Annotated in this window: 23 protein-coding genes and 1 rRNA gene; 10 read left to right on the top strand and 14 right to left on the bottom strand. The window is 61.9% G+C overall.

All coding sequences use genetic code 11. The annotated features are described in order from the left end of the window. The 6 genes from KBZ22_RS13145 to KBZ22_RS13120 all read right to left on the bottom strand — a co-directional run. Window positions 1–126 (bottom strand): 16S ribosomal RNA (locus KBZ22_RS13145); the annotation flags it as partial. Between the two features lie 589 nt (window positions 127–715). Beyond that, on the bottom strand, window positions 716–1525 hold the full coding sequence (locus tag KBZ22_RS13140; protein WP_255022300.1) for an inositol monophosphatase family protein: 810 nt from the start codon (window positions 1523–1525) through the stop codon (window positions 716–718). Then, a complete protein-coding gene (locus tag KBZ22_RS13135) occupies window positions 1522–2937 on the bottom strand; it encodes a BCD family MFS transporter (RefSeq protein ID WP_255022299.1) in 1416 nt (471 codons plus the stop codon). The genes KBZ22_RS13140 and KBZ22_RS13135 overlap by 4 nt, the downstream gene beginning before the upstream one ends. A 7-nt stretch (window positions 2938–2944) precedes the next feature. Then, window positions 2945–4519 carry a TolC family protein gene (locus KBZ22_RS13130; protein WP_255022303.1) on the bottom strand — a complete coding sequence of 525 codons (1575 nt, stop codon included), beginning with the start codon at window positions 4517–4519 and terminating at the stop codon, window positions 2945–2947. Between the two features lie 150 nt (window positions 4520–4669). Further along, window positions 4670–6073, bottom strand: coding sequence for a TIGR03279 family radical SAM protein (locus KBZ22_RS13125; protein ID WP_255022298.1), 1404 nt, complete (start codon window positions 6071–6073; stop codon window positions 4670–4672). A gap of 4 nt (window positions 6074–6077) precedes the next feature. Next, window positions 6078–6959, bottom strand: a complete 882-nt coding sequence (locus tag KBZ22_RS13120) for an undecaprenyl-diphosphate phosphatase (protein WP_255022297.1) — start codon at window positions 6957–6959, stop codon at window positions 6078–6080. Between the two features lie 99 nt (window positions 6960–7058). Between KBZ22_RS13120 and KBZ22_RS13115 the strand changes: the two genes are divergently transcribed. The 3 genes from KBZ22_RS13115 to nadB all read left to right on the top strand — a co-directional run bounded on the left by KBZ22_RS13115 (window position 7059) and on the right by nadB (window position 10021). Then, on the top strand, window positions 7059–7790 hold the full coding sequence (locus tag KBZ22_RS13115) for a DUF3120 domain-containing protein (protein WP_255022296.1): 732 nt from the start codon (window positions 7059–7061) through the stop codon (window positions 7788–7790). A 111-nt stretch (window positions 7791–7901) separates the two neighbouring features. Further along, complete coding sequence (gene psbU / locus KBZ22_RS13110; RefSeq protein ID WP_255022302.1) at window positions 7902–8279, top strand: photosystem II complex extrinsic protein PsbU; 378 nt, start codon at window positions 7902–7904, stop codon at window positions 8277–8279. Window positions 8280–8365: 86 nt separating this feature from the next. Continuing rightward, a complete protein-coding gene (nadB, locus tag KBZ22_RS13105) occupies window positions 8366–10021 on the top strand; it encodes an L-aspartate oxidase (protein ID WP_255022295.1) in 1656 nt (551 codons plus the stop codon). Here nadB and KBZ22_RS13100 read toward each other — a convergent pair. Next, entirely contained in the window at window positions 10000–10926 is a 927-nt protein-coding gene (locus KBZ22_RS13100; RefSeq protein ID WP_255022294.1) for a vitamin K epoxide reductase family protein, read from the bottom strand. The genes nadB and KBZ22_RS13100 overlap by 22 nt on opposite strands. 100 nt (window positions 10927–11026) lie before the next feature. Between KBZ22_RS13100 and rimO the strand changes: the two genes are divergently transcribed. After that, window positions 11027–12427 (top strand): 30S ribosomal protein S12 methylthiotransferase RimO, encoded by a 1401-nt coding sequence (gene rimO, locus KBZ22_RS13095; protein WP_255022293.1) that lies wholly within the window; start codon window positions 11027–11029, stop codon window positions 12425–12427. Further along, window positions 12424–13647, top strand: a complete 1224-nt coding sequence (locus tag KBZ22_RS13090; RefSeq protein ID WP_255022292.1) for an MFS transporter — start codon at window positions 12424–12426, stop codon at window positions 13645–13647. Before rimO ends, KBZ22_RS13090 begins: the two co-directional genes overlap by 4 nt. Here KBZ22_RS13090 and KBZ22_RS13085 read toward each other — a convergent pair. After that, window positions 13634–13726 (bottom strand): cytochrome b6-f complex subunit 6, encoded by a 93-nt coding sequence (locus tag KBZ22_RS13085; RefSeq protein WP_106633090.1) that lies wholly within the window; start codon window positions 13724–13726, stop codon window positions 13634–13636. The two genes, KBZ22_RS13090 and KBZ22_RS13085, sit on opposite strands and share 14 nt — an antisense overlap. Window positions 13727–13882: 156 nt before the next feature. On the opposite strand from KBZ22_RS13085, the gene KBZ22_RS13080 reads away from it, so the two are divergent. Beyond that, window positions 13883–15490 carry a B12-binding domain-containing radical SAM protein gene (locus KBZ22_RS13080; RefSeq protein ID WP_255022291.1) on the top strand — a complete coding sequence of 536 codons (1608 nt, stop codon included), beginning with the start codon at window positions 13883–13885 and terminating at the stop codon, window positions 15488–15490. Between the two features lie 84 nt (window positions 15491–15574). Here KBZ22_RS13080 and KBZ22_RS13075 read toward each other — a convergent pair whose 3' ends face one another. Together KBZ22_RS13075 and KBZ22_RS13070 are read right to left on the bottom strand one after the other, a co-directional pair. Beyond that, the gene (locus tag KBZ22_RS13075; RefSeq protein WP_254960842.1) at window positions 15575–15958 is read right to left on the bottom strand and encodes a DUF4346 domain-containing protein; all 384 of its coding nucleotides are present in this window, start codon (window positions 15956–15958) and stop codon (window positions 15575–15577) included. Beyond that, window positions 15951–17141, bottom strand: a complete 1191-nt coding sequence (locus tag KBZ22_RS13070) for a GNAT family N-acetyltransferase (RefSeq protein WP_255022290.1) — start codon at window positions 17139–17141, stop codon at window positions 15951–15953. Before KBZ22_RS13070 ends, KBZ22_RS13075 begins: the two co-directional genes overlap by 8 nt. 53 nt (window positions 17142–17194) lie before the next feature. On the opposite strand from KBZ22_RS13070, the gene KBZ22_RS13065 reads away from it, so the two are divergent. Next, window positions 17195–17617 carry a hypothetical protein gene (locus KBZ22_RS13065; RefSeq protein WP_254999674.1) on the top strand — a complete coding sequence of 141 codons (423 nt, stop codon included), beginning with the start codon at window positions 17195–17197 and terminating at the stop codon, window positions 17615–17617. Here the strand turns inward: KBZ22_RS13065 and KBZ22_RS13060 are convergent. Together KBZ22_RS13060 and KBZ22_RS13055 are read right to left on the bottom strand one after the other, a co-directional pair. Further along, window positions 17590–18225 carry a dihydrofolate reductase family protein gene (locus KBZ22_RS13060; protein ID WP_255022289.1) on the bottom strand — a complete coding sequence of 212 codons (636 nt, stop codon included), beginning with the start codon at window positions 18223–18225 and terminating at the stop codon, window positions 17590–17592. The genes KBZ22_RS13065 and KBZ22_RS13060 overlap by 28 nt on opposite strands. 5 nt (window positions 18226–18230) lie before the next feature. After that, a complete protein-coding gene (locus KBZ22_RS13055) occupies window positions 18231–19193 on the bottom strand; it encodes a 6-carboxytetrahydropterin synthase (protein WP_254999676.1) in 963 nt (320 codons plus the stop codon). A gap of 70 nt (window positions 19194–19263) precedes the next feature. Between KBZ22_RS13055 and KBZ22_RS13050 the strand changes: the two genes are divergently transcribed. Further along, window positions 19264–19890 carry a shikimate kinase gene (locus tag KBZ22_RS13050; protein WP_255022288.1) on the top strand — a complete coding sequence of 209 codons (627 nt, stop codon included), beginning with the start codon at window positions 19264–19266 and terminating at the stop codon, window positions 19888–19890. Window positions 19891–19900: 10 nt separating this feature from the next. On the opposite strand, the gene KBZ22_RS13045 is transcribed toward KBZ22_RS13050, so the two are convergent. After that, on the bottom strand, window positions 19901–20161 hold the full coding sequence (locus KBZ22_RS13045) for a chlororespiratory reduction protein 7 (protein ID WP_254941818.1): 261 nt from the start codon (window positions 20159–20161) through the stop codon (window positions 19901–19903). On the opposite strand from KBZ22_RS13045, the gene KBZ22_RS13040 reads away from it, so the two are divergent. Continuing rightward, window positions 20160–20825: a DUF6816 family protein gene (locus tag KBZ22_RS13040; protein ID WP_255022287.1), complete on the top strand. Its 666-nt coding sequence runs from the start codon at window positions 20160–20162 to the stop codon at window positions 20823–20825. The two genes, KBZ22_RS13045 and KBZ22_RS13040, sit on opposite strands and share 2 nt — an antisense overlap. Here the strand turns inward: KBZ22_RS13040 and KBZ22_RS13035 are convergent. Then, entirely contained in the window at window positions 20782–21501 is a 720-nt protein-coding gene (locus KBZ22_RS13035) for a glutathione S-transferase family protein (protein ID WP_255019945.1), read from the bottom strand. The two genes, KBZ22_RS13040 and KBZ22_RS13035, sit on opposite strands and share 44 nt — an antisense overlap. 65 nt (window positions 21502–21566) lie before the next feature. On the opposite strand from KBZ22_RS13035, the gene KBZ22_RS13030 reads away from it, so the two are divergent. Beyond that, a complete protein-coding gene (locus tag KBZ22_RS13030) occupies window positions 21567–21773 on the top strand; it encodes a DUF751 family protein (protein WP_106633081.1) in 207 nt (68 codons plus the stop codon).

Raw genomic sequence — 21773 nt, 5'->3', positions numbered from 1 at the left:
CCCTCCTGAGGGCAGATTCTCACGCGTTACTCACCCGTCCGCCACTAACCCGAAGGTTCGTTCGACTTGCATGTGTTAAGCACGCCGCCAGCGTTCATCCTGAGCCAGGATCAAACTCTCCGTTGTAGTTCACGTCCTATCGGCTTTCGCCTCAACCTGAATTGCTTCTCACCCGCTTTGACCCACTGGCGCAGGTCTCACAGTTGGAGCCCCTTCCTCTGACAGAAGGTTTCAAAGAGTGCATTCAGAAATTTCTTTCCTCTTGACTTTCCCGAATCCCAGATCCGGTCGCGCTCGCCTCTCCCATCGGCACACCAGCTCCTGTTCCCTCGTGAGAAGGCAACAAAAACCAACCAACAGGCGCGTCACGCTTGTTCTTTTTTGACGGGACCTCACACCTTCACTGCTATTTCCGTCACTAGCTGATCTCTCAGCTAATTAAACCAAAGCTCCAACACCCTCCCTCTCAGGTGGCGCAGGCTCCTTTGATCCGTGACGCAGTGAAAGCGTCAGTTCCTAAACTTTTTAGTTGTCCAGGTGCTTCCGCTTCCTCCCCCTCTCGGGAGTTCTCGGCGGAACGTCGCCTCTCAGCGACTCAGAAAACTTACAACACCGTCGGCTCTCGCCTTCTTCGTCGTAAGCCTGCTCGCTTCGGGATCTTCCCCCTTGCGCGCAGTCCAAAAACATATCACCTCTTACCCCCTTCTGGCAAGGATCAGGCCACCAGCGCATCGGCCCAGGGCATGAAGCGGGCCAAGGTTTCCGGCCGATCGGCCGCCAGCACAGGGAAATCGGCTGCAGACAGATCGGAACCAGCATCGATCGATTCCGGTGATCGCACCAACCAACGGATCGGGCAGTCCAACTCGCTGAGCACCAACCAGGCTGCTGCCAGATCCCAGATTTTGGGAGTGGCCTCAAGGGCTGAGATGGTTTGCCCCATCGCCACACTGACAAGATTGAGGCTTGCCACCCCAAGCAAACGGATTTTCCCAGGGAAGCGTTGATTGGGCAGCTTTTGCAGCACTCCTATCGAACGGCTACACAAGGAAGCGCAGCCAGCTGGGTGGCTCTGCCCGGAGGGAGCCAGCAGGAGGCGACCATTGCGCCAGGCACCCTGACCGCGAATCGCCACGATCCGCTGCCGCAGTGGTGGCACATCCAGCACGGCAAGCACGGGACGACCAGCCTCAAAACGCGCTATGGAAATGGCCCAGTAGGGAATCCCAGCCGCAAAATTAGTGGTGCCATCCAGGGGATCAACCACCCAATAAGCAGAGGTCTTAGGCACTGTTTTGTCGCCTTCCTCGCTCAGCACACCTTCACCGGGAAACAAGCGAGCCAATCCTTCAACCAGGGTGGCATCACTCCAGCGGTCACAGGCCGTGATCAGGCTGCCGTCTGATTTGAGATCGGAGGCCATATGACCGAAATCAGCCCGCTGCCGGTCAGCCACAAGATCAATCAGCTCAACCAGGCCTGGATTGAGATCTGGGGGGGAAAGCACTGGGGGTTCTGGGTTCATCCGAGCTCTAGGGCCAGCACCTTGCTGAGGCTGCGACCCGTATCCTCCCTGAATTGGCGCAGGTTGACGCGCCTCAGCAACAGCAGGGCACCAAAAGCAACCAGCACCTCCACAATTAAAACCAGCGCATAGGGGAAATAAACAGACGGGGCAAGCTCGAAAGCCTGCTGGAGAGAACGGGCTAGATCAAGCAGTCCACCACCGAGCAGTTTCCCTAAGGCCCTCGATAAGGCCTGGGCCAGACCCCAGACCCCTACAAAGGTTCCCGCAGCCTCCGGCAAGGTGAGGTCAAGCATCAGCACCAGGGCGCTGTTGGTACCAATGCCCGCCGCCAAGCCAAACAGGAGCATGACTACCTGCAGCACCGGCACACGGGGCTCCAAACCAGCTAATGCCAAACAAACCAGGCTGACCAAGATCAGCTGGCAACCCAGTCGCGCAGTTGCCAACTTGCCGAGCTTGGGCACGATCCACAGCCCAGCAAGCAACAAGCCCGTCAAAGTTCCCATACCCCAGATGGCGTTCAGGGATGCCGTGGCTGCAATCGGCATGCCAAACACGTCTGCTGCGTAGCTCTCAAGAATGGGGTCCTGTAGGAACAAACCAAGGGTGAACAGCACAAGAAAGGAGAAAAAAACCAGGACCTGACGGCTTGAGCTGACAAGTGCCCAGGCCTGGGCGAGGGTGATGGAATCCTCCCGGCGCTGCCCGCCCGCAGCCAAGTCAAGTTGCTTGTTGCTGGGTTCGAGCCCAACGGTGGCAACAACCGTGAGCACAAGCACCACTGCGGCCACCCGGCCCATGAAGCCAAGCAATACAGGCTCCAAAAGGGCAGGATCGGTGATGCCATCAAGACTGCGCAAGCTCAGATTGATCGAGATTGCCCCAATCACAATGCCCACAGTGAGCAGACACCAAATCAAGCCCACCGCCCGGGGCCGCTCAGCCTCGCTGGTGCGATCAATTACGAGGGCGAGATAGGGGGTGGTGGCGAGGGAAATCGCCAGGCCATAAAGAGCAAACAGCCCGCAAAGCGCCGCGATTCCCAATGCCAGTTCAGGCTGGGAAGCAGCTTCAAGCAAGCGACCCACATGAAAGATCAGGGGAACGGACAGCACCGCCAAGCCACAAAACAGGGCAGTACCCAGCCATATATATGGAAGCCGGTGACGCCCCGCCCAGGGGTGGGCATCTGAAATTTGGCCGAACAACACCCTGGAGGGAGCAACAAACTGTTCAAATGCCAGCGCCCCACCAACAAGTAGGCCGGGGAATTCAAGCTCGCTGAGCATGACCCTGTTGAGCAGGCCCGCGAAGATGACGGCTAGGCAGCCCAAACAACCCTGGAACAAACCCAATCGCAGGGTGTTGGGCAGCCCAAGTGAAGGCTGTTGCTCAACGGACGACGCCATCACGTCGTCAGACTGCTCCCTGGGCAGCTGCCTGACAGGCAGGGATTAGGGGTGTGGGTTCGACGGGAACATCTGAGGCGCCGGCAGGCTTGACTGCCGGTAGGGACTGGGGCGTGCAACCAGCCACTTGATCTAGGCCAGTTCGGCGACGCAGCTCGGCAAGACGCTTGTTGTAGTCAGTGATTGAACCGGAATAGCGCACCTCTGCCTGAGTGAGATCTCGCTGGTTGTCCACCACCTCTCGCTGGGTTGTCACACCAGCCTGGAAGCGAAGACGAGCTAGCCGCAGGGATTCGCGCGCCGAAATCACCTCCCTAGAGGTAGTCACAATGTTGCGGTTGTTTTTCTCGAGTTCATAGAAACTTGTTTCAACCTCCTGGCGAATGCCATCTCGTCGCTGGGCGAAGCGAAAAGTATTTTCTTGGGCAAGCTGCTTATTTTGCCGTGATTGGGCCGCAGCAGCTCCACCGTCAAAGAGGCGCCAGCGCAGGTTGAGGCCAATAGCAGTGTTGTATTCCGTTCCATCGCCTGCGGGGTCGTTTAGAACTTGAGGATCTTGGCCGTCAAAAACGCTGCCTGAAAACGCAGCAAATATGTTTAGGAAGGGTTGAACATCACCCAATGCTGCATTTGCCTGGCTGTTAGCGATTGAGATATCCAGCAAAGCCTGATCCAGCTCTTCACGGAATGTATAAGCCGCAACAATGCTTTCCTGCAACGAGGGCTGCCAAATGCCAAAGACCCTTGCCGGATCCTTAGCGGTTGGGGTTACATTTTGGGGTAAATCCAAAAGAGCTGCCAAGGTGCGGCGAGCGATTGCTTGGGCAGCTAGAGAGTTGGTCAAGAGCTGCTGATCACGGGAAAGCTGGGTTTCAGCTTCAAGCACCTCTAGCTTTGTAGCCACACCAGCCTGAAATCTTGCCTTGGAGTCTCTCAAGCTAACTAAAGAAGCGCGTACGGATTCCTGACCAATACGGACTTGGTCATCAGATTGCTGGAGATCAAAATATGAAGACGCTGCCTGCAATCGCAGATCCCGTAGAGCAATGACGTATTGGAACTTGGCCTTTTCAAATTGATCACGCGCCGCTGCTATAGTCGGCACCCGACGAGGATTGATTAGTGACCACTGGGCCGTAATTTGAGCTCCTAAATTCCAACGGTTAATGGCCTGAGTCTGCTTAACACCGTTAAACACCGTGTTGCTCTGCTCACCGGTGTTGTAAACGGGTAGTGAATTTGCCTCCAAGTTGAGGTTGGGATACCACTGAGAGATCTGGGCTCGTAGATTACTCTGCGCCTGATCAACCTGGCTAGCAATCGCCTTGAGATTGGGGTTATTAACCTCGGCAAGGTTCTCTACTTCAACTAAACCAAGGGGGCGCAACTCTGTTATTCGCACTTGCTCAGGCTTGACCGGCAGAGCCAAGGAGGCGGGTGCGGGCAGATTCTCTAGCCCAGGAGCCAGCTTGGTGGCGGCAGGAGTCACGAGGGTTGGGTTTAGGCGTGGCCGATAGCCCCGCAACTTCGTAGTCGAGTCGCCACGCAGCGCTTCAGGCGCCAGTGGCAACGGTGGAGACATGGGCAAAGTCAAATCCGCCTGGGAAGCAGCAGGCGCCGGCTTGTCCTGAGCTTGGGCTGCAAAGGACAACAAAGGGGTGCCCAGCAGGCAAAGCATAGCTAAGCGGGAAGTGAAATTGTGCACGCCAACAACAGCCTAATCCCCCATATCTTAAGGAGTTAATGGAAACTTGCCTAAACATGAGGCCACAAGGTCGTCTGCACCCTTCAGCAGCTGCACAGGCACAGGCAGCTGGGCCTCGACCTCAGCCAGGCTGAGGTCGTCGAGGAATACCGGTTCGCCCTGGCGCAGCATTACCGCTGGCAGCAGCAAGGCCTCGCCCAAATCCAAGCCAGCCAAGCCGGTAAGCAGATCAGAACCGGTCAGCAGGCCCGTAACCACCTGCTCCTGACCCCAGTAAGGGCTGGGCAAGCCATGCAAAATCAAGTCAAGCCCCTCAACCGCATTGAGCCTGACCACCACGGGCTCGAGGGCTTCGGCCACCAGCTGGCCCACCACCCAGCTCAGCCGCCGCGGCCTGGCCAGGGCCTTGGGCAGCTTCCGGGTAGCGAGCTCAAGCGCCTCGATAAAGGCGCGAATGCTGCCGACGCCGTTTTCCTGCTGGGGTAGGTCCTCGTAATCTGCCCGGGGGGGAAGCGGCAGCCCCGCCATCAAATACCACTCATCGGACAACCAAACGAAACGACTGCCCAGATCTCGCTGAAAGCCCTGCTGCAAGGGCTCCACCAAGGCGATTACCTGGCGGGCAGACTGGCGATCTACGGGTACGAGGGCATCCCCATCGGGACGAAAACGGGTAAGCCCCACGGGCACCACTGCCACGGAGAGCACCGCGGGCCAATCGCCAGCGCCAAATTGGGCCAAATCCTGCAAGGTGCGCAGTAGGGCCGGGCCATCGTTGATACCAGGGCACACCACCACTTGGGCGTGGATCTGCAAATCCCGCTGGGCGAACCAGCCCAGCTGATCCAGCAGCAGAGCTGCACGAGGATTAACTAGCAAACGGCTGCGCAGCTCAGGCTCGGTGGCATGGACGGAGACGAACAAGGGCGAAAGCCGCTGTTCCTCGATCCGCTGCCAATCAGCGGCGGTGAGATTGGTGAGTGTTAAGTAGGAGCCGTAAAGAAAACTGAGCCGGTAATCGTCATCTTTGAGGTAAAGACTGCTACGGCGACCCGGTGGCTGCTGGTCGATGAAGCAGAACGGACAGGCGTTGTTGCACTGCTTGAGGCCATCGAACAGAGCTTCGGTGAATCCCAGGCCCAGACCCTCGTCAAGATCCTTCTCCAACTCAATCGTATGCAGGGATCCATCTGGATCTTCAACTTCCAAGGTGAGCTCTTCCTCTCCCACCAACATCTGAACATCGATCAGATCCCGTGGACGCTTGCCATTGATGCTGAGCAGGCGGTCGCCCGGCTGGAAGCCCAACTCCTCAGCGATCGAACCAGGCTCCACCGAGGCAACCACGGCAGGGGCCGGCAAGCGCACCGCCCCTGGAGAGATGCTATCGAGGGCAGCTAGGGCAATCCCCGCAGAGGGCTCATTCCACACGGCGTCAGGAGCTGCTAAGGATTAAGACTCCCATCCTGGCGCTAAGCCAAATCAATATGCCTACCCCGAAGACCAGGCGATAGGCGACGAACACCCAGGTGCTGTTCGTTTGCAGAAAACGCAGCAACCAGGCGATCGCCAACCAGGACACCACCGCAGCGGCAACGATTCCCACAAGCAAGGGCACGGCGCCACCACCAGCTGGAGCACTGAATGCCTCCTTGAGGGACACCAGCCCCGCCAGGGTGATTGCCGGAATGCCCAACAAAAAGGAGAAGCGGGCGGCGGCCGGTCGCTGCCAGCTGTCAAACAAAGCGGCGGTGAGGGTGCTCCCCGAGCGGGAAACGCCTGGCACTAGAGCCAGGGCTTGAGCCAGGCCGACCCAGACGCCATCACGGGGCTGCACATCAACCAGCTCGCGGCGACGGCTACCCACCAGCTCAGCCAGAGCCAGCAACAGGGCCATCACGATCGACACGACCGCAATCGAGGCCATGCTGCGCAGCGGCGAGTTGTCGTAATCGGGCACCCAAAGTTTCAAAGCCAGACCAGCAAACACAATTGGCAGGGTGCCAAGAGCAATGGCGACACCCATGCGAGCGGATGGGTCGCCCCACTGACCGTGACGGCAGGCCCGGCCCACGCCCCTGATCACTTCAGCCAGGTCTGAGCGGAAATAAGCCAACACCGCCGCGATGCTGCCCAGCTGAATCACCGCCGTGACCGCCACCCCCGGGTCACCCCAGCCGAGCAAGACCGGCACCACCTTGAGGTGGGCGGTGCTGCTGATCGGCAAAAACTCCGTCAGCCCCTGCAAAACCCCCAACACCAGGGATCGAAAGCAGGCTTCCCAGAAACCGATCACCGCAAAAGGCAGGTTCGGCATGGCAGCGGACAACATCGCGGGCAACACGAGCTGCAACGACCCTATGGCGCGGCTCCCCGCTTGAACCCTTAAGGTTGCGCATCTTTCTTCACAATTTTGGTGGTCGGGGCCCCTCCCAGCGCAATAGCCCCGGCAGGCCTTCCAGCCATTCCTTCGCTGCGTGAGTTGCTGCAGATGTGCCGCAACCCTGGGCTGAGCCTGATCAGCGGGATTTTGGTCACCCTGCCAGTTTTCCTGCAGGCCCCTTGGGTGCGGCTTGCACCATTTAGTGCGGCTCTGTTCACCGTGCCCCTCCTTGGCCTGGCGCTAGCGCTGAGTCAGCACCCCAATCCCCGAGCTAGTCGAGCCGGGGAATTGCTTGTTGGTTTCTGCGGCAGCTGGTTGGCAGGCAGCCTGTTTTGGGGGTGGTGCCGGCTCCATCCGGTGTGGCACCTGCCCATCGAGGCCTTTGCCCTGCCTCTAGCTCTGACTGGACTGCAGAGCCGCTGGAAATGTGCCTGCGGTTTCTACTTGGGGTCCCTGCTTGGTACGGCAGCCACTGATGCAGCCATAGCCGGCACCGGGCTGATGCCCTCCTGGCCCCAGATCCTCAATGCGGCCAGCACCGAAGCACCCCTGCTCCTCCAAGCTGCAGCCCAGCAGGTGCTCGCACCCCAAAGCCTGGTGTTGGTTGTGCTGTGCGCTGCGGTGCTGGTTCAAGCCTGCCGCTGGCTCTGGGGTTTGGGCGAGGTGGGACGCATAACAAGTGCAGCCTTGGCCACAACCTTGGCGGTAGATGCCCTTTTCCTGCTGGCCTCTCTTGGGGCACCGAGCCTGAGCGGCCTGATCTGAAGAACTGCAAATCCTGGAGGGTTACAGGTAGAGATTCCGGCATGGCTCTGTAACGTTGGACTCCCGGTGACCGATGTCGCCTCCCTTCCCGTAGTTCAACGGAGTGTCGTGATGAAACGGCTGGTTGCCTGGCTGATGAGTGGGGTCGTGCTGGCCGGCCTCTTGATCACGTTGCTGATTCCACCGCCGGCTTACGCAGCCGATCGTCGCAACCAAGCCGACGACAAAATCGCCGAGCGAGCCGGCAAGGTGGACCTAAACAACTGTTCTGTGCGCCGCTTCCAGGATTACCCAGGCATGTATCCGACCCTGGCCGGCAAAATCGTCCTGGGAGGCCCCTATGCCAGCGTTGACGACGTGCTGAACATCGATCTGACCGATCGCCAAAAGGAGCTGTTCAACAAGTACAAGGACAACTTCACCGTCACTGATGCAGTCATAGCCCTTAACGAAGGCGACGACCGCATCAACGATGGCCAGTACCGCTGAGGCTTAAAATTCGATTCTCTTGAAAGCCGTCGGGGCCTTCCGGCGGCTTTTTTAGTGCCGACCTTTGTCGGATGTCTTCAGCCGGCATGGCAGAGCAGTCCTGGGATGTGGTGGTAGTTGGCAGTGGAGCAGCCGGGCTCATGGCCTGCCTGGAGCTGCCCAGCCATCTGCACGTGCTGTTGCTAAGCAAAGACAGTGATCCCAGCAGCACACCCCGATCCGCCAGCCGCTGGGCCCAGGGAGGTATAGCAGCAGTAACAAGACCCAAAGACAGCTTCCAGAGCCACATCGACGACACCCTGGTGGCAGGGGCTGGACTGTGCGATCTGGCGGCCGTGGAGCGACTGGTACATGACGCTCCAGGCTGCGTAGAGCGCCTGCTGGAGCTGGGCATGGCCTTCGACCGCGACGGCAAAAATCTGAGCACAACCCTGGAAGCCGCCCACAGCCACCGGAGGGTGCTGCATGCCCAGGACCGCACCGGTGGCGCCCTGGTGGAAGCCCTGGAACGGGAGGTTCTGCTTCGGCCCCGGCTAGAACAGCGCAAGGGCGTTGTGGCCTGGCAACTCTGGTTGGAGCAGGGCCGCTGTGTGGGCCTGGCGGTGCTCGAGGAGAACCGCCTCCACTGGCTTACAGCCCGGGCTGTGGTCCTAGCCACAGGTGGTGGAGGCCACCTTTTCGCCCACACCACCAACCCCAGCCTGGCGAGCGGCGACGGGGTAGTGATGGCCTGGCAAGCCGGCGCAAAACTGCGCGATCTGGAGTTTGTGCAGTTTCATCCCACCGCCCTCATGCTGCCGGGTGCACCCCACTTCCTGATCTCGGAGGCGGTGCGCGGCGAAGGCGCACGCCTGATGGAAGAGTCGGGAGCCAGCCCGGTGGCGCAGCTGCCGGGAGCAGATCTCGCCCCAAGGGATGCGGTGAGTCGCGCCCTGGCCACAAGGATGCAGGCCCTAGACGTAGACCATCTGTGGCTGGATTTGCGGCCTGTGGGACTGCCGCGCCTGGAGCGCCAGTTCCCCACGATCTTGGGGCGTTGCCGTGAACTCGGGCTGGAACCCACCCGGGAGGCGATCCCGGTGGCCCCGGCCGCCCACTACTGGATGGGCGGCATTTGGACCGATCTACAAGCCGCCACCAGCGTGCCTGGCCTGTATGCCGTAGGCGAAGTGGCCTGCACGGGCGTGCACGGGGCCAACCGGCTAGCCAGCAACTCCCTGATGGAGTGCCTGGTGTTTGCCCGCCAGCTACGCACAATCGAGCTGGCGCCGGGCAGGCCAACCGCGGCCGACCCAGAGGAGCCAATCACCACAACCCAGCTGCCCTTGCCCCCAAAAGAGCGCCTGGAGGCCCAGATCAGCGCCTTGCGGGATCTTTGCTGGCAGGTGGCGGGTGTGGAGCGCAATGGCTACTCCCTGGGGCCTGCCCTACAGCAACTGCGTGGACAGCGCCGGCAGCTCGAAGCAAGCCAAGCCTGGCGGCAGCTACAAATCGTGGAGCCGGGCCAGAGCGTCCAATTCGAGCCGGCGGCGGTGCCCGCACTGCGGCGGCTGCAGGAACTGCAGCAACGGCTGGTGCTGACCGAGCTGCTAATCGAAGCTGCCCTGTTCCGCACCGAGAGCCGGGGCGGACACCACCGCACAGATTCGCCCCACGCCCAGCCTTTTTGGCAGCGCCACACCGATCAACAGCGGCACCGGCCCTCCAGCACCGCTGCTGTTCAGGGCACTGGGCCGGCGTAACCGGATAGCCGGGCGAGATCAGCTAGGGACTTAACCCCAGAGTCGAGCTTGCCGTTGATCTCCCAGGTGGGGAAGCCCTCAATTGCCTTGGTATCGCACAGTGGCTTCTGGCTGTTTTGGCCATCGGCAGCGCACTCAACCAGGCCCAACTTGGTACTGGCTTCCTTGCCGAACAGCTCCTTCTGCTCATGGCAATGGGGGCACCAGTAGGCCGTATACATCACCGCGCCGGTGCGACTGAGATGCTCTGCCAGGGCAATCGCCTCTGGACTACTGGTGGCCACAACTACGGGAGGGACCCCAGCGCCCCGCACCGCGGCGGGGCGATCCACAGAAGCCGCCCAACCCAAGCCCACCATGCCCACCAACAAGGCCACGATCACGGCTCGGAACACCAGCTGGCCGCGGTCTTCCCACTCCCCACCAACGAGGCTGATCACTAACAGGCTCAGGCTGAGAGTCGCTGAGAGCACGCAGAAGAAACAGAAGGCCTGAATCTTGAGAACCATCACCCCCATCAACAACAGGCTGAAAACAGCCATGCCTGTGCTCAGAAGCAATAGGGCCCACCAACTGCGCTGGGCAAGGGCCGCTCTCGAGTCGCCGCGCAGCACCAGAGGCAGCACAGCAAGCAACAAAACCGCCCCGTAGGCCAGCCAACCAAACAAAGACAGGGGCTGGCCAAAGAGGCTGCCCCAGGCGCTGTTCAGCACCTTGTCGCAGCCCTCTGCTCCGCCAGGGCAACTCAGCGGACCCAGCAGACCCCAACGCTTCAGGGTGATGGCGCCGGTATCGATGGCGCCGATGGTGGCTAACACAGCCATGGCCACTCGCGCCCAGCGGCGGGCCGGATCACTACGGCGCCGGCTGGAGCTAAGGCGCTGGCTGAGGCGGGTTGAGGTCACGGGTCGTAGCCCAGGCTGGCCTGATTGTGGCAGGCGCAAACCAGGGTTTCAGGGTGCTGTCAGAGCACAACGTAGGGTGAATCTCTGCCCTGGTAAAACTGTGACCCAGGAAATCCACGCTCCTGCAGCCAAGCCCACCGTGGCATTTGCCCACTTGGGCTGCGAAAAAAACCGCGTGGACACCGAGCACATGCTGGGTCTGCTAGCCGAGGCCGGCTACGGCGTCAGTGCCGACGAAAGCGACGCCACCTTGGTGGTTGTGAACACCTGCAGCTTCATCCAGGAAGCACGCGAGGAGTCGGTGCGCACCCTGGTGGAGCTAGCCGAACAGGGCAAGGAACTAATCATTGCGGGCTGCCTGGCCCAGCACTTCCAGGAGGAGCTGCTCGAAAGCCTCCCCGAAGCCAAGGCGATCGTGGGTACCGGCGACTACCAACACATCGTCAGCGTGCTGGAGCGGGTGGAGGCCGGCGAGCGCGTCAACCAGGTGAGCGCCAACCCCACCTTCGTGGGCGACGAGCACCTGCCCCGCTACCGCACCACCAGCGAAGCAGTGGCCTACCTGAAGGTGGCCGAGGGCTGCGACTACCGCTGTGCTTTCTGCATCATTCCCCACCTGCGCGGCAATCAGCGCTCCCGCCCGATCGAGAGCATCGTGGCTGAAGCGAAGCAGCTAGCGACTCAGGGGGTGAAGGAGTTGGTGTTGATTAGCCAAATCACCACCAATTACGGTCTCGATCTGGCCGGCAAGCCCCAGCTGGCGGAGCTGCTGCGGGCCTTGGGGGAGGTGGAAATCCCCTGGATCCGCGTTCACTACGCATACCCCACCGGCCTCACCGAGGCAGTGCTTACGGCCTACCGCGAGGTGCCCAACGTGTTGCCCTATCTGGATCTGCCTTTGCAACACAGCCACCCCGAGGTGCTGCGCGCAATGAACCGCCCCTGGCAAGCGGATGTAACCGGTGGCGTGCTGAGGCGGATCCGCGAACAGCTGCCCGAGTCGGTGCTGCGCACCACCTTCATCGTGGGCTTTCCTGGCGAAACCGAAGAGCACTTCCAGCACCTGCTCGATTTCGTGACCGAGCAGCAGTTCGACCACGTGGGCGTGTTCACCTTTTCACCGGAGGAGGGCACCCCCGCCGCCGACCTGCCGGATCAAGTGCCAGCCGAGGTGGCAGCAGCGCGCAAGGATCGCCTGATGGCCCTACAGCAGCCGATCGCCGCCGCCCGCAACGCCGCTTGGGTAGGCCGGATCGTGGATGTGCTGATCGAGCAGGAGAACCCCAGCAGCGGTGAGATGCTCGGCCGCTGCGCCCGCTTCGCCCCCGAGGTTGATGGCGAAGTGCGGGTGCATCCAGGCGAGGGCGGACTTTGCGCAGCACCAGGCACCATGGTGCCGGTGCGCATCACTGCTGCCGACACCTACGACCTGATCGGCGAGGTAGTGGGCGCCAAGGCGATGGTGGCTGAGGCCGTTGACGTCCGCCGCCTGGGCGCTTGAACTGGCGGACGCATCAACGCACCACCTTTCTGGTTGCCTCAGGACTGAGCACAGCTGGATCCTTCGCAGGCCTCACGGCTAAGGGCTGGATCCTCATGGATGGCAGCGGCAATGCCCTGGTGCTGGCCCTCCATTTCGCGGTGCTGGCCCTACCTGCCCTGCTGGTAAGTGGGCCAGCAGGGGTTGCAACCGACAAGCTGGGCTGCGAAGCCGTGCTAATCCGCTCCCAGTGGGGACTTTTCGCAGCAGGCATCCTGGGAGCCGTTGCCATACCCCTGAGCAATGGCGACCTGCAGGTTGTCCTGTTGCTACTGAGCACCCTGCTGGTAGGCATCGCCAGTTCCTACGAACTCACGGCCCGCAACAAATATTGCGCCCTACTGGTGGAGGATCCCCAGCAACTGGCTCCGTACCTCACCAGCTTTTCGGTGGTTTTCAACGTGGGCAAGCTGGTGGGGCCTCCCATAGGGGGCTGGCTGCTGGCCTGGACCGGCGCGGGAACAGCCCTGGCGATCGATGCAGCCACTTACTTGATCCCTATCGCCTCAGTGCTGTGGCTGCTCCACCCCAATAGGGGGCTGGAGCAGCGCAGCGTGGCTGGCGCCAGCAGTGGGCTCAGAGCCGCCTGGCGCGGCAGTGGTCCAGTGCTGCGGCATGTGCTGATCTACACGGCACTGGCTTGTTTACTGGGCTTCTTCCACCCAGGCCTAGCCCCGTTGATGGCCCGGGACTTGCTGGGCCCCTCTCCCCAAGCCCTTGGCCTATTCACCAGTGTGTTGGCGGCAGGAAGCATCAGCGGCGGCCTGGTACTTCAGCGTCACAGTCGCTGGTTGAGCCAGCGGCCCGGCCTGCTGCTTGGAAGCTGCACCCTGATCACCGCAACAGCCCAACTGGCCATGGCCGCTTTCAGCGGCCCAGAAACGCTGGTAATAGGTTTGGCGGCCACCTTCGCCCTCGGTGCTGGCACCGCCAGCCTGCTGGCAGGTGTCAATTTGATCAGCCAGGTGGGTTCTTCAATGGCCATCCGGGGGCGCATGGCCGGTCTGGGCCAGATTGCCTTCCTTGGTGGGGGCGGCCTCAGTGGCCTACTGGCAGCTGCCATGAGCCTGACGCTCGGGTTGCAGGGAACCTTTGCCGTGCTTGGGGCCGCTGGCTTCGTCTTGGGCCTACAGGAGCTGATCAGCCGCAGGGGCCTGAGACTCAAACTCAGATCAGTTTGATGCCGCGCAGCACGATCGATGCGGCAATGGCAACGGCAAGCCCACCACCAAACAAACCCAGGTAAATCGCAGCAGCCATGGCAGGCCATCATTGAAGATGAGGCCATTACAGCAGAAAGCCCGCAGGCTTCAGCACTTCCGCAGACCTCCTAAGCTTTCATTCATTAACACCGCATAGCAGCGCAGAAAAAGCGCCCTGGTTTTCCCCGGTCATCAACCCAGCTCGGCTGTTTGCATGCGCACTCTCTTCGTCTACCCAGAGTTCCCGAAAACCTTCTGGAGCTACGAAAAAATCCTCGAGTTGATCGATCGCAAGGTGCTTCTACCGCCCTTGGGATTGGTCACAGTTGCCGCCCTGCTGCCCCAGTCATGGGAAATGAAGCTGGTTGACCGCAACGTGCGCGAGGTCAGCGAAGCAGAGTGGGACTGGGCCGAGCTGGTGGTGATCTCCGGGATGATCGTCCAGAAGGCCGATATGGCCACTCAGATCGGCAAGGCCAAGCAGCGCGGCATCCCCGTCGCCGTGGGAGGTCCTTTTGCCAGTTCCACCCCAGACGCGCCCGAGCTCGACCTGGCGGATTACAAGATCCTCGACGAGGGTGAAATCACCCTGCCGATGTTCATCGAAGCCATTGAGCGGGGTGACAGCCATGGCCGGTTTAGCTCTGATGGCGTCAAGCCAGATGTAACCGGAACGCCGATTCCACGCTTTGACCTACTAGAGCTGGATGCCTACTCAGAGATGTCGGTGCAGTTCTCCCGAGGCTGCCCCTTCCAGTGCGAGTTCTGCGACATAATTGTGTTGTATGGGCGCAAACCTCGCACCAAGAACCCTGAGCAGCTAGTTGCCGAGCTGCAGTGCCTCTACGACTTGGGCTGGCGCCGCTCAGTGTTCCTGGTAGACGACAACTTCATCGGCAATAAGCGCAATGTCAAATTGCTGCTGCCGCTTTTGCGCCAATGGCAAATTGAGCACGGCTTCCCCTTCAGCTTCGCCACCGAAGCCTCAGTGGATCTAGCGGCGGACGATGACCTCATGCAAATGATGGTGGAATGCCGCTTTGAGAGCGTCTTCCTCGGCATCGAGACCCCCGACGAAGCAAGCCTGGAAACTGCCGGTAAATTGCAAAACACCCGCAGCTCCCTAGTGGATTCTGTCGACAAGATCACCTCCTACGGATTGCGGGTGATGGCTGGTTTCATCATCGGATTCGACGGCGAGAAAGAGGGCGCGGGCCGCAGAATCGTCGAGTTCGTGACCCGCACTGGCATCCCCCACGCGATGATGGGCATGCTTCAGGCCCTTCCAAACACAGCCCTTTGGCATCGCCTCGAGAAAGAAGGTCGCTTGATCGAAGGCAAGGCAGCCGCAAAAGGGGTTAACCAAACCAACCTGCTTAATTTCGAGCCAACCCGGCCAATTCGCGACATCGCCAATGAGTATGTAGATGCTTTCGGCGCCCTCTACGAGCCAAACGCTTTCATCGATCGCGTTTATTCCTACTTCCTGAAACTGCCACCCCAACAATGGAAGAAGTTGGTTGTTCCTGGCAGCCGTCCGCCCAAGCCGACCAGCTGGGTTGACCTGCGCGCTTTAGGAATCATTCTTTGGCGCCAAGGCCTCAAGCGCAACACCAGGGTGCGCTTCTGGAAAGCGCTTTATGGCATGTACCGCCACAACCCGAAGCGGTTCACTGGCTTCATATCGATCCTGGCTCACAACGAACACTTCCTCGAATACCGCGCAATCGTGCGGCGCGAGATAGAAGAGCAGCTCGCCACCCTGCCACCCGATCCTCCAAAGGCCACAGCTGAACCGAGCCGCGAGCTACAGCCGGTTTGAAGGTGTTAGTTGAATCCAGTCAATTAACTTGGCTGGATTGATGCATCAATATTTATAGCCCTGATTTACTCAATATTTATTTATTCAATCTTGGATATATTCAATTCTTTGTTCAAGGCACGCTTGAGCTCTTTGAAGCTCCCTGCCTAGATAGAGGGCGTGGTCTAGGCAGGTGAGCGGGTGAGGGCCTGGACCTTCGGTCAGGTCAATACCCAGTTGCTTGGCACTGCAGCCCCGAAAAACTGCCAAGGGCGCACGAACGCCGCCGCCACGGCAGCTCAATACCTCTCCGGTATCGGGATCAGTGGCTAAGCCCCGCTCATCGATGCCATTGCCGTAGTGCTCAACCACCAGCTCCGCCGCCTCGAGATCGATGCGAATTAGGAAGTAGCCGGCTGGGTCTAAGGCGATGAACCGCTGGGAGAGCTGGTCATCGAGCTGTTGGCGGCTGGGAGGTACTTCAGGCATGCGGTGGATCGTAGGCAGCCGTAAAAGGCAGCTCCGCATTCATGGCCGCCATCAGCTCGGCCATCTCCTCATTAGCCCCAGGCAACCAGCGCTGCAGGATCGAAGCAAAACGTGGATCGCTCCAACGATGCAGGCTGACGCGGGGCTGGGCCACGAAGCCACGCCGGCGCTTGTGGCTACCGCCTGCGCCGGGATCAAAGGCGCGGATGCCGCGCTCGATTGCCCAGGCAATCGGAGCGTAATAACAGACCTCAAAATGCAGGCAGTCAATCTGCTCATCACTTCCCCAGTAGCGCCCCCAGAGCTGGTCGCCGGCGTGGACGCACAGCGACATGGCCACCGGCTCGCCGGGATCGCCGCGATGGGCACTGAAGAGCACTATGTGGCGCCGCAGCTCCGGATCGGCAGCCAGGGCGGCAAAAAAGGATTCACTCAGATATTTGCTGCCCCAGGCCCCCCAACGACTGCAGTGCTGGGCATAAAAGTCATACATGCGCCCAACTAAAGCCGGCGGGATTGCCTCCCCCAGCAGGGGCGTAACCGTGAGGCAAGCGGCTGCCACCGCCTGCCGCTCCCGCTTGATGTTGCGGCGCTGGTTGGCATTGAAGCTGGCCAGGTAGGCATTGAAATCGCCATGGCCGGGGTTGATCCACTGGCTCTGCTGATTAACCCAGGCAGCACAGCCAGCCGCCTCAGCCAGCGGCTGCCAACCTGGATCCACATAAAGAAAATTGCAGCTGAGGATGGCGTGCTGGCGGCAGAACGCATCGATCAGCTCAAGCATCAAAGCGGTTAACTCCGCCTCGTCCTCAGCGGGGTCGATCAGGAAGCGGTAGCCCTGCACCGGGCTCACCGGGCTCATGCCCACCAGCTTTGGGTAGTAGCGCAGGCCCAACTGGCCAGCGAGCTGGGCAAAACTCTGGTCGAAAACAAATTCGCCGTAGCTGTGACCCTTCAAATAGAGGGGAGCCACCGCCAGCAACACCTCGCCGCGCCACAGGCCCAGATGACAGCCCTGCCAGCCCTCCCGCGGCGCAATGCTGCCGCTGGCCTCGAGCTGCTGCAGCCAGCGCCAGCGATAAAAAGGCAACTCTTGGGGGTGCGCCGCGGCCAGCAGGGCATCCCAAAGGGCTTCGGGAATCTCAGCCAGCGTTTGGTGCCAGCGGGCCTGCAACTCAGCCATGGCTGCAATAGGGGCTCGCAAGGGGCAAAACTAACTACAGCTGCGCCGCCTTGGTGCCTCAATCGTTCCGTGCCCTGGCAACTCCGGTGCAACTGTTCGCTCCAGTACTGGTCGCCCCCGTATTGCTGACGAGCCTGCTGCTGCCGGTGTTGCAGCTGGTCCGCCCCCAACTGGAGCAACGGCTGAAAACCGTTTGCGTGGAAACCGCAGCCGCCGGAAATGCCAGCCTGGCCGCCAAATTGGAAGCTCCCTGTGCCCAGCTGGCCCGCCCCACCAGCCAGTGCCTAGTGGAGGAAACCGCCTCGAGTGGACGGGGCTTGGCGGTGCTGGGAGATCTGATCCGCGGCGACTTCGGCGCCGACAGCGAAGTAGTGCTGAAACGCTGCCTGGCCCGCATGCTGGGCCTGCCCGCCGACACCCTCCAGCAGATTCCCCTGCGGGAGCTGGCTCAGGGATTCGCCAAGACGCGGCGGTAGCGCAGCAGCAACTCTTCACCCTCCAGACGCCGGTGCTCCTGCAGGCACCACTCCCCAGCCTGAACTGCGGCCTCCAGGGGCAACCAGGCATGGGGTCCGCCCAGCAGCCGAGGGCAAAGGGTCAGCTGCAGCTCGTCGATCCAGCCTTCGGCCAGCAGGCTGGCGGCAAGGGCCGCACCGCCCAGCACCACCAGCCTCTCCAGCCCCTGATCCGCCAGGGCAGCCAGGGCCACACCCCAGCTCTCTAGATCCAGGCGACGATCAAAAGCCGGGACTAGCGGCGATCGCTTGGGTGTCAGCAGCCAGCGCTGCAGCGGCTGCTGCCAGAAATGCAGATCCGGGGAAAAATCGTTGCTACGACTCACTACTACGGCGACCGGCTGCTCAACGCGGCCGCTGGCTGCTCGCTCGGCCAGCAGGTGAGGCGCACGAATTAGGCAGGTACTGCCATGGCACCGCAGGGTTTCGGCACCGATCAGGCAGCCATCAGCCCAGGCGAGGGCCTCCTCCAACACCTGACGATCCCCAACTCCACCCAAATGGGCAGCGCCACCTTGCGGGGGCGCCAAGCGGCCATCCAGGCTGACGGCCAGCACCAGCCGCAGCACGGGTCTCAGCCAGCCACCAGGGCTTCGAGCGCCGCGGGCACCATTTCCAGCTGGGGAGTTTCAGCAAACACCTCGGCGGCGTTATTGGGGCTTTCCTGCAGGCGCACCTTGTGCAGGCGAGCGCCGGTGGCTGCAATTGGGGCGCTGAGCAGGTCGGCGATGTGAAGGGCGATGTTCTCAGCTGTAGGCACCGTGCTGGCGAAGTGCTCCACGTCCTTGTTTAGGAAGGTGTGGTCGAAGGGCTCCACCACCAGGTCGTCGACGAGCTGCTGCAGAGCCGCCAGATCACAGACCATGCCGGTGCGGGCATCGATCGGGCCTCGGACGGTTACATCGAGCAGGTAGTTGTGGCCGTGGCCATGGGGCCGGGCGCACTTGCCGTAGATGGTTTCGTTTTCGCCTTGGGAGAGCTCGGGCCGGGCCAGGCGGTGGGCGGCGGCGAAGTGGGTGCGGATCGAGAGAAAGGCTTCCATGGGGGTTGGGGCAGAGCCTGGGGCGAGCAGGTCGACCCAGAGCGTGTCGGTTTCGTGCAGACGCAGCCCCACCAGGGGCAGCTGGGGGGCAAGGCGGGTCCAGATGGCCTGGCAAAGGGCTTCAGTAGTGGGCAGCTTGCCCTCAGGACGATCCAGATCGAACTCAGGCCAAGCCTCGTTGAGGTAGCGAAAATCAAGCTGGGCCGTCACCTCAGAGCGGATCGCGTGCTTCACCTCAGAGAGATTGAGCACCATGCCGTCCGCATCTAGCGGACCAGCCATCGCCACCACCAAGGTGTAGTTGTGGCCGTGGCCGGGGGCCAGGCTGCAGGGGCCGAAGCGGGCCTGATTCTCTTCAGCGCTGAGCTCCGGCAACCAGTAGCGATGACTGGCACTAAAGGTGGCCCGCCTGGTAATTACGCAGGGGCGGCCCCGCCCGTGGCTGGAGCTGGTCGGGTTCGGCGAGAAGCCTGACGCTGTTGCAGTAGCCGTCATCGCCCGGGTCAGTGGCTCACCATCCTAGAAACGGGCAAGGGCCAAGGCGTCGAACCAGGAAAACCCCGCCATGAATAGACCCCCATCGCCAAGCTTGGCCCAGCGCTTGCAAGGGCTAAACGTTTATTTGATCGGCATGATGGGCGCCGGTAAAAGCGCCGTCGGCCGCCCCTTGGCCGAAGCGCTGGGCTACCGCTTCCTTGATGCAGACGATGCCCTGGAGCAGGTTGCTGGCCGCACCATCCCCGAAATCTTCGCCACTGACGGCGAAGCCGGCTTCCGAGAACTGGAAACGGCGGTGCTTGGCCAGATCGCCGGCTGGCATTCCTTGGTGGTGGCCACCGGAGGTGGAGTGGTGACCAAGCCCGAGAACTGGGGCCATATGCGCCAGGGGGTGGTGGTGTGGCTAGATGCGCCAGCGCCATTGCTGCTGCAACGCCTGCGCGCCGATTCCACCCCCCGGCCCCTGCTGCAGGCCGGTGATCCCGGCGCCCGCCTAGGCGAGCTGCTGGCCCAACGGCAACCGCTCTATGCCCAGGCCGACCTGCGGGTGCAGCAGTCTGGAGATAGCCCCGCCCAAGTGGCCCAGCAGGTGCTGGCCGATCTGCCAGCCATTCTCAAAGACCCAGCAGCGGTGCCTGAGGCCCCGGTGGAGCTGCGCCAGGCCGATGGCCAGATCACGCCATCCCTGAACTGAGTACCCCCCCCTAGCCGGGCGGCTCGATCCGCACCGCAAACCACTGAATCGTTAGGCCAGGCTCCAACTCCAGTTCGCAGGCGGTTTCCAGCAGTCGCTGGGCCTGCAGGCCCGGGCTAGAGAGACCGGCCAGATCTGCCGGCACCGGCTCCAGCTTGGCAAGCCGGGCCTCAAGCCAGGCCAGGGTTTCGGCCGCCGTGAGAATCCGCTCGCCGCCACCTGGCTCCAGCACCACGTAATGATCAAGCTCCCGCAACAGGGGATCGGACATGACTGGAGCCCTACTGGCACCCATCCTGGCGCTGCTGCTGGCGATGGGGCCGGGCGTGCTGGCAGAACGGGCCGCCCACTGGCCCGAGTGGCGCCTACCCGCTCCCTTAGATCGACCCTCAGCTCGAGCCGGCCACCAAGACCTGAGCTACCCCGACTGGATGGCCGGGCGCTGGCAGGTGCGCAGCGATGCCCTGGACTACGAGGTGCGCTTCAGCCCCGACCCAGGCGGAGCGGTGGTGGGCGATCGGACCTTCAATGCCACCGCGATCGGCCGGGCCCTGCTGGGCGCTGCCCTGCTGCAAGTGCGCAATGATCCGGCCAACCCAAACCGCCAGATCGCCTTGCTGGCGGGGGATCAGCAACTGGAATCGACGGTGGTGGGACGCCGCAGCGAGTCGCCCAATCCCACCGGCTTCTGGTCTGACGAACTGGCCCTTCAGGTACTGCACGGCCCCGGCGCCCCCCGGGTTAGCCGGGTAGAAACCCTGAGCCACTACAGCCAAAACCCAGACGGCACGGTTACAACCGAACAGTGGCAAGCCAGCTATCCCTCACCGGCTCTGGGCCTGGCTGCCGCGGCCAGCAGCAGCGGCCATTTCCAACTAACTCTGACGCCGCTCAGCCCCGACCCGCTTCCAGCGCAATCCGATCCCGCCAGTTGAACAGGGGTTCAAGCAGCGGGTGGTCGGCGATGCCGCTAACCCCTTGGCCCGCCAGGGGGGCGCCGCTGCTGGCGGGAAACTTGAGCAGCCCCAACTGGGCGGCAACAGCCAGATCGGCAAGGGTGAGGCGATCGCCCACTAAGTAGGGCTGATCGGCAACCAGCACAGCCAACTGCTCGAGGTTCGTCTGCAGCTGCTGGCGCTCAGCGCTGCCCACCACCGTTGCCACCGCCTCGCCGACGCCCGCCATGACAGCTGCGGGCAGGTTGCTGACCAGCTGACGCAGGGGGCCGGGGGTGGAGTCGGGCAGCAGGGCGGAGCGCAACAGCGGATCAACAGCCGCCGCTTGCACCAGGGCAAGCCGGCAGCCGGCAGCAAGGGCCGTATCGGCCCAGTCTTCGATCAGCAGCACCCGGGCTCGCTCGGCCGGGGCCTCGGGCAGCAGCAGCGGCTCGGGGTGATGCCGCTCTAGATAAAGGGCAATGGCCGTGGAATCGGCAATTACTTCACTGCCATCCAGCAGCACTGGCACTTGGCGCTGGCCCGACAGGCGGAAGAGTTCCAGCTGGCCCAAGCCGGGCGTGACCTCGACCACCGTGTAGTCGAGCCGTTTGGCTGCCAACACCAGCCGCACCTTCTCGCAAAAGGCCGAATGCCTGAACTGGTGCAGTTCCATGCTTCAAACCTGACCTCTGGGCGGCAGAGTAGCCAGCAAGCAGCAAGGACCGACCACCCCGGGCGATGAAGGACTTCTTCCTGAATGTGACGCGCTACCCGCGCTACCTGGTGGCCTTTGGCCTGGGTGTGGCCAATTCGGTGTTCGAACCGCTGGCGGCCCGGGGCCGCAATCCGGTAACGGCGGTTGCCCTGATTGGCGCCGGCGTCAGCGGCCTCCTGAGCCTGGGGCTGATCCTGCATGCGATGGTGAACCCAGCACCGCTGGCATAG

It is taken from the genome of Cyanobium sp. L1E-Cus, from assembly GCF_024345755.1.
In the GTDB taxonomy this organism is placed as follows: Bacteria; Cyanobacteriota; Cyanobacteriia; order PCC-6307; family Cyanobiaceae; genus Cyanobium_A; species Cyanobium_A usitatum.
The sequence above is the reverse complement of the archived record's forward strand: the minus strand, read 5'-3'. Positions and strand labels throughout refer to the sequence as shown.

What these genes read in the sequence shown, in the direction of transcription:
- KBZ22_RS13030 (WP_106633081.1), top strand. Translation starts at nt 21,567, where the DNA reads ATGAAGGACTTCTTCCTGAATGTGACGCGCTACCCGCGCTACCTGGTG.
- KBZ22_RS13130 (WP_255022303.1), bottom strand. Translation starts at nt 4,519, where the DNA reads ATGTCTCCACCGTTGCCACTGGCGCCTGAAGCGCTGCGTGGCGACTCG.
- KBZ22_RS13085 (WP_106633090.1), bottom strand. Translation starts at nt 13,726, where the DNA reads ATGGCTGCTGCGATTTACCTGGGTTTGTTTGGTGGTGGGCTTGCCGTT.
- nadB (WP_255022295.1), top strand. Translation starts at nt 8,366, where the DNA reads ATGGCAGAGCAGTCCTGGGATGTGGTGGTAGTTGGCAGTGGAGCAGCC.
- KBZ22_RS13035 (WP_255019945.1), bottom strand. Translation starts at nt 21,501, where the DNA reads ATGGAACTGCACCAGTTCAGGCATTCGGCCTTTTGCGAGAAGGTGCGG.
- KBZ22_RS13120 (WP_255022297.1), bottom strand. Translation starts at nt 6,959, where the DNA reads ATGCCGAACCTGCCTTTTGCGGTGATCGGTTTCTGGGAAGCCTGCTTT.
- KBZ22_RS13080 (WP_255022291.1), top strand. Translation starts at nt 13,883, where the DNA reads ATGCGCACTCTCTTCGTCTACCCAGAGTTCCCGAAAACCTTCTGGAGC.
- KBZ22_RS13055 (WP_254999676.1), bottom strand. Translation starts at nt 19,193, where the DNA reads ATGACGGCTACTGCAACAGCGTCAGGCTTCTCGCCGAACCCGACCAGC.
- KBZ22_RS13070 (WP_255022290.1), bottom strand. Translation starts at nt 17,141, where the DNA reads ATGGCTGAGTTGCAGGCCCGCTGGCACCAAACGCTGGCTGAGATTCCC.
- KBZ22_RS13140 (WP_255022300.1), bottom strand. Translation starts at nt 1,525, where the DNA reads ATGAACCCAGAACCCCCAGTGCTTTCCCCCCCAGATCTCAATCCAGGC.
- KBZ22_RS13040 (WP_255022287.1), top strand. Translation starts at nt 20,160, where the DNA reads ATGACTGGAGCCCTACTGGCACCCATCCTGGCGCTGCTGCTGGCGATG.
- KBZ22_RS13045 (WP_254941818.1), bottom strand. Translation starts at nt 20,161, where the DNA reads ATGTCCGATCCCCTGTTGCGGGAGCTTGATCATTACGTGGTGCTGGAG.
- KBZ22_RS13135 (WP_255022299.1), bottom strand. Translation starts at nt 2,937, where the DNA reads ATGGCGTCGTCCGTTGAGCAACAGCCTTCACTTGGGCTGCCCAACACC.
- psbU (WP_255022302.1), top strand. Translation starts at nt 7,902, where the DNA reads ATGAAACGGCTGGTTGCCTGGCTGATGAGTGGGGTCGTGCTGGCCGGC.
- KBZ22_RS13075 (WP_254960842.1), bottom strand. Translation starts at nt 15,958, where the DNA reads ATGCCTGAAGTACCTCCCAGCCGCCAACAGCTCGATGACCAGCTCTCC.
- KBZ22_RS13050 (WP_255022288.1), top strand. Translation starts at nt 19,264, where the DNA reads ATGAATAGACCCCCATCGCCAAGCTTGGCCCAGCGCTTGCAAGGGCTA.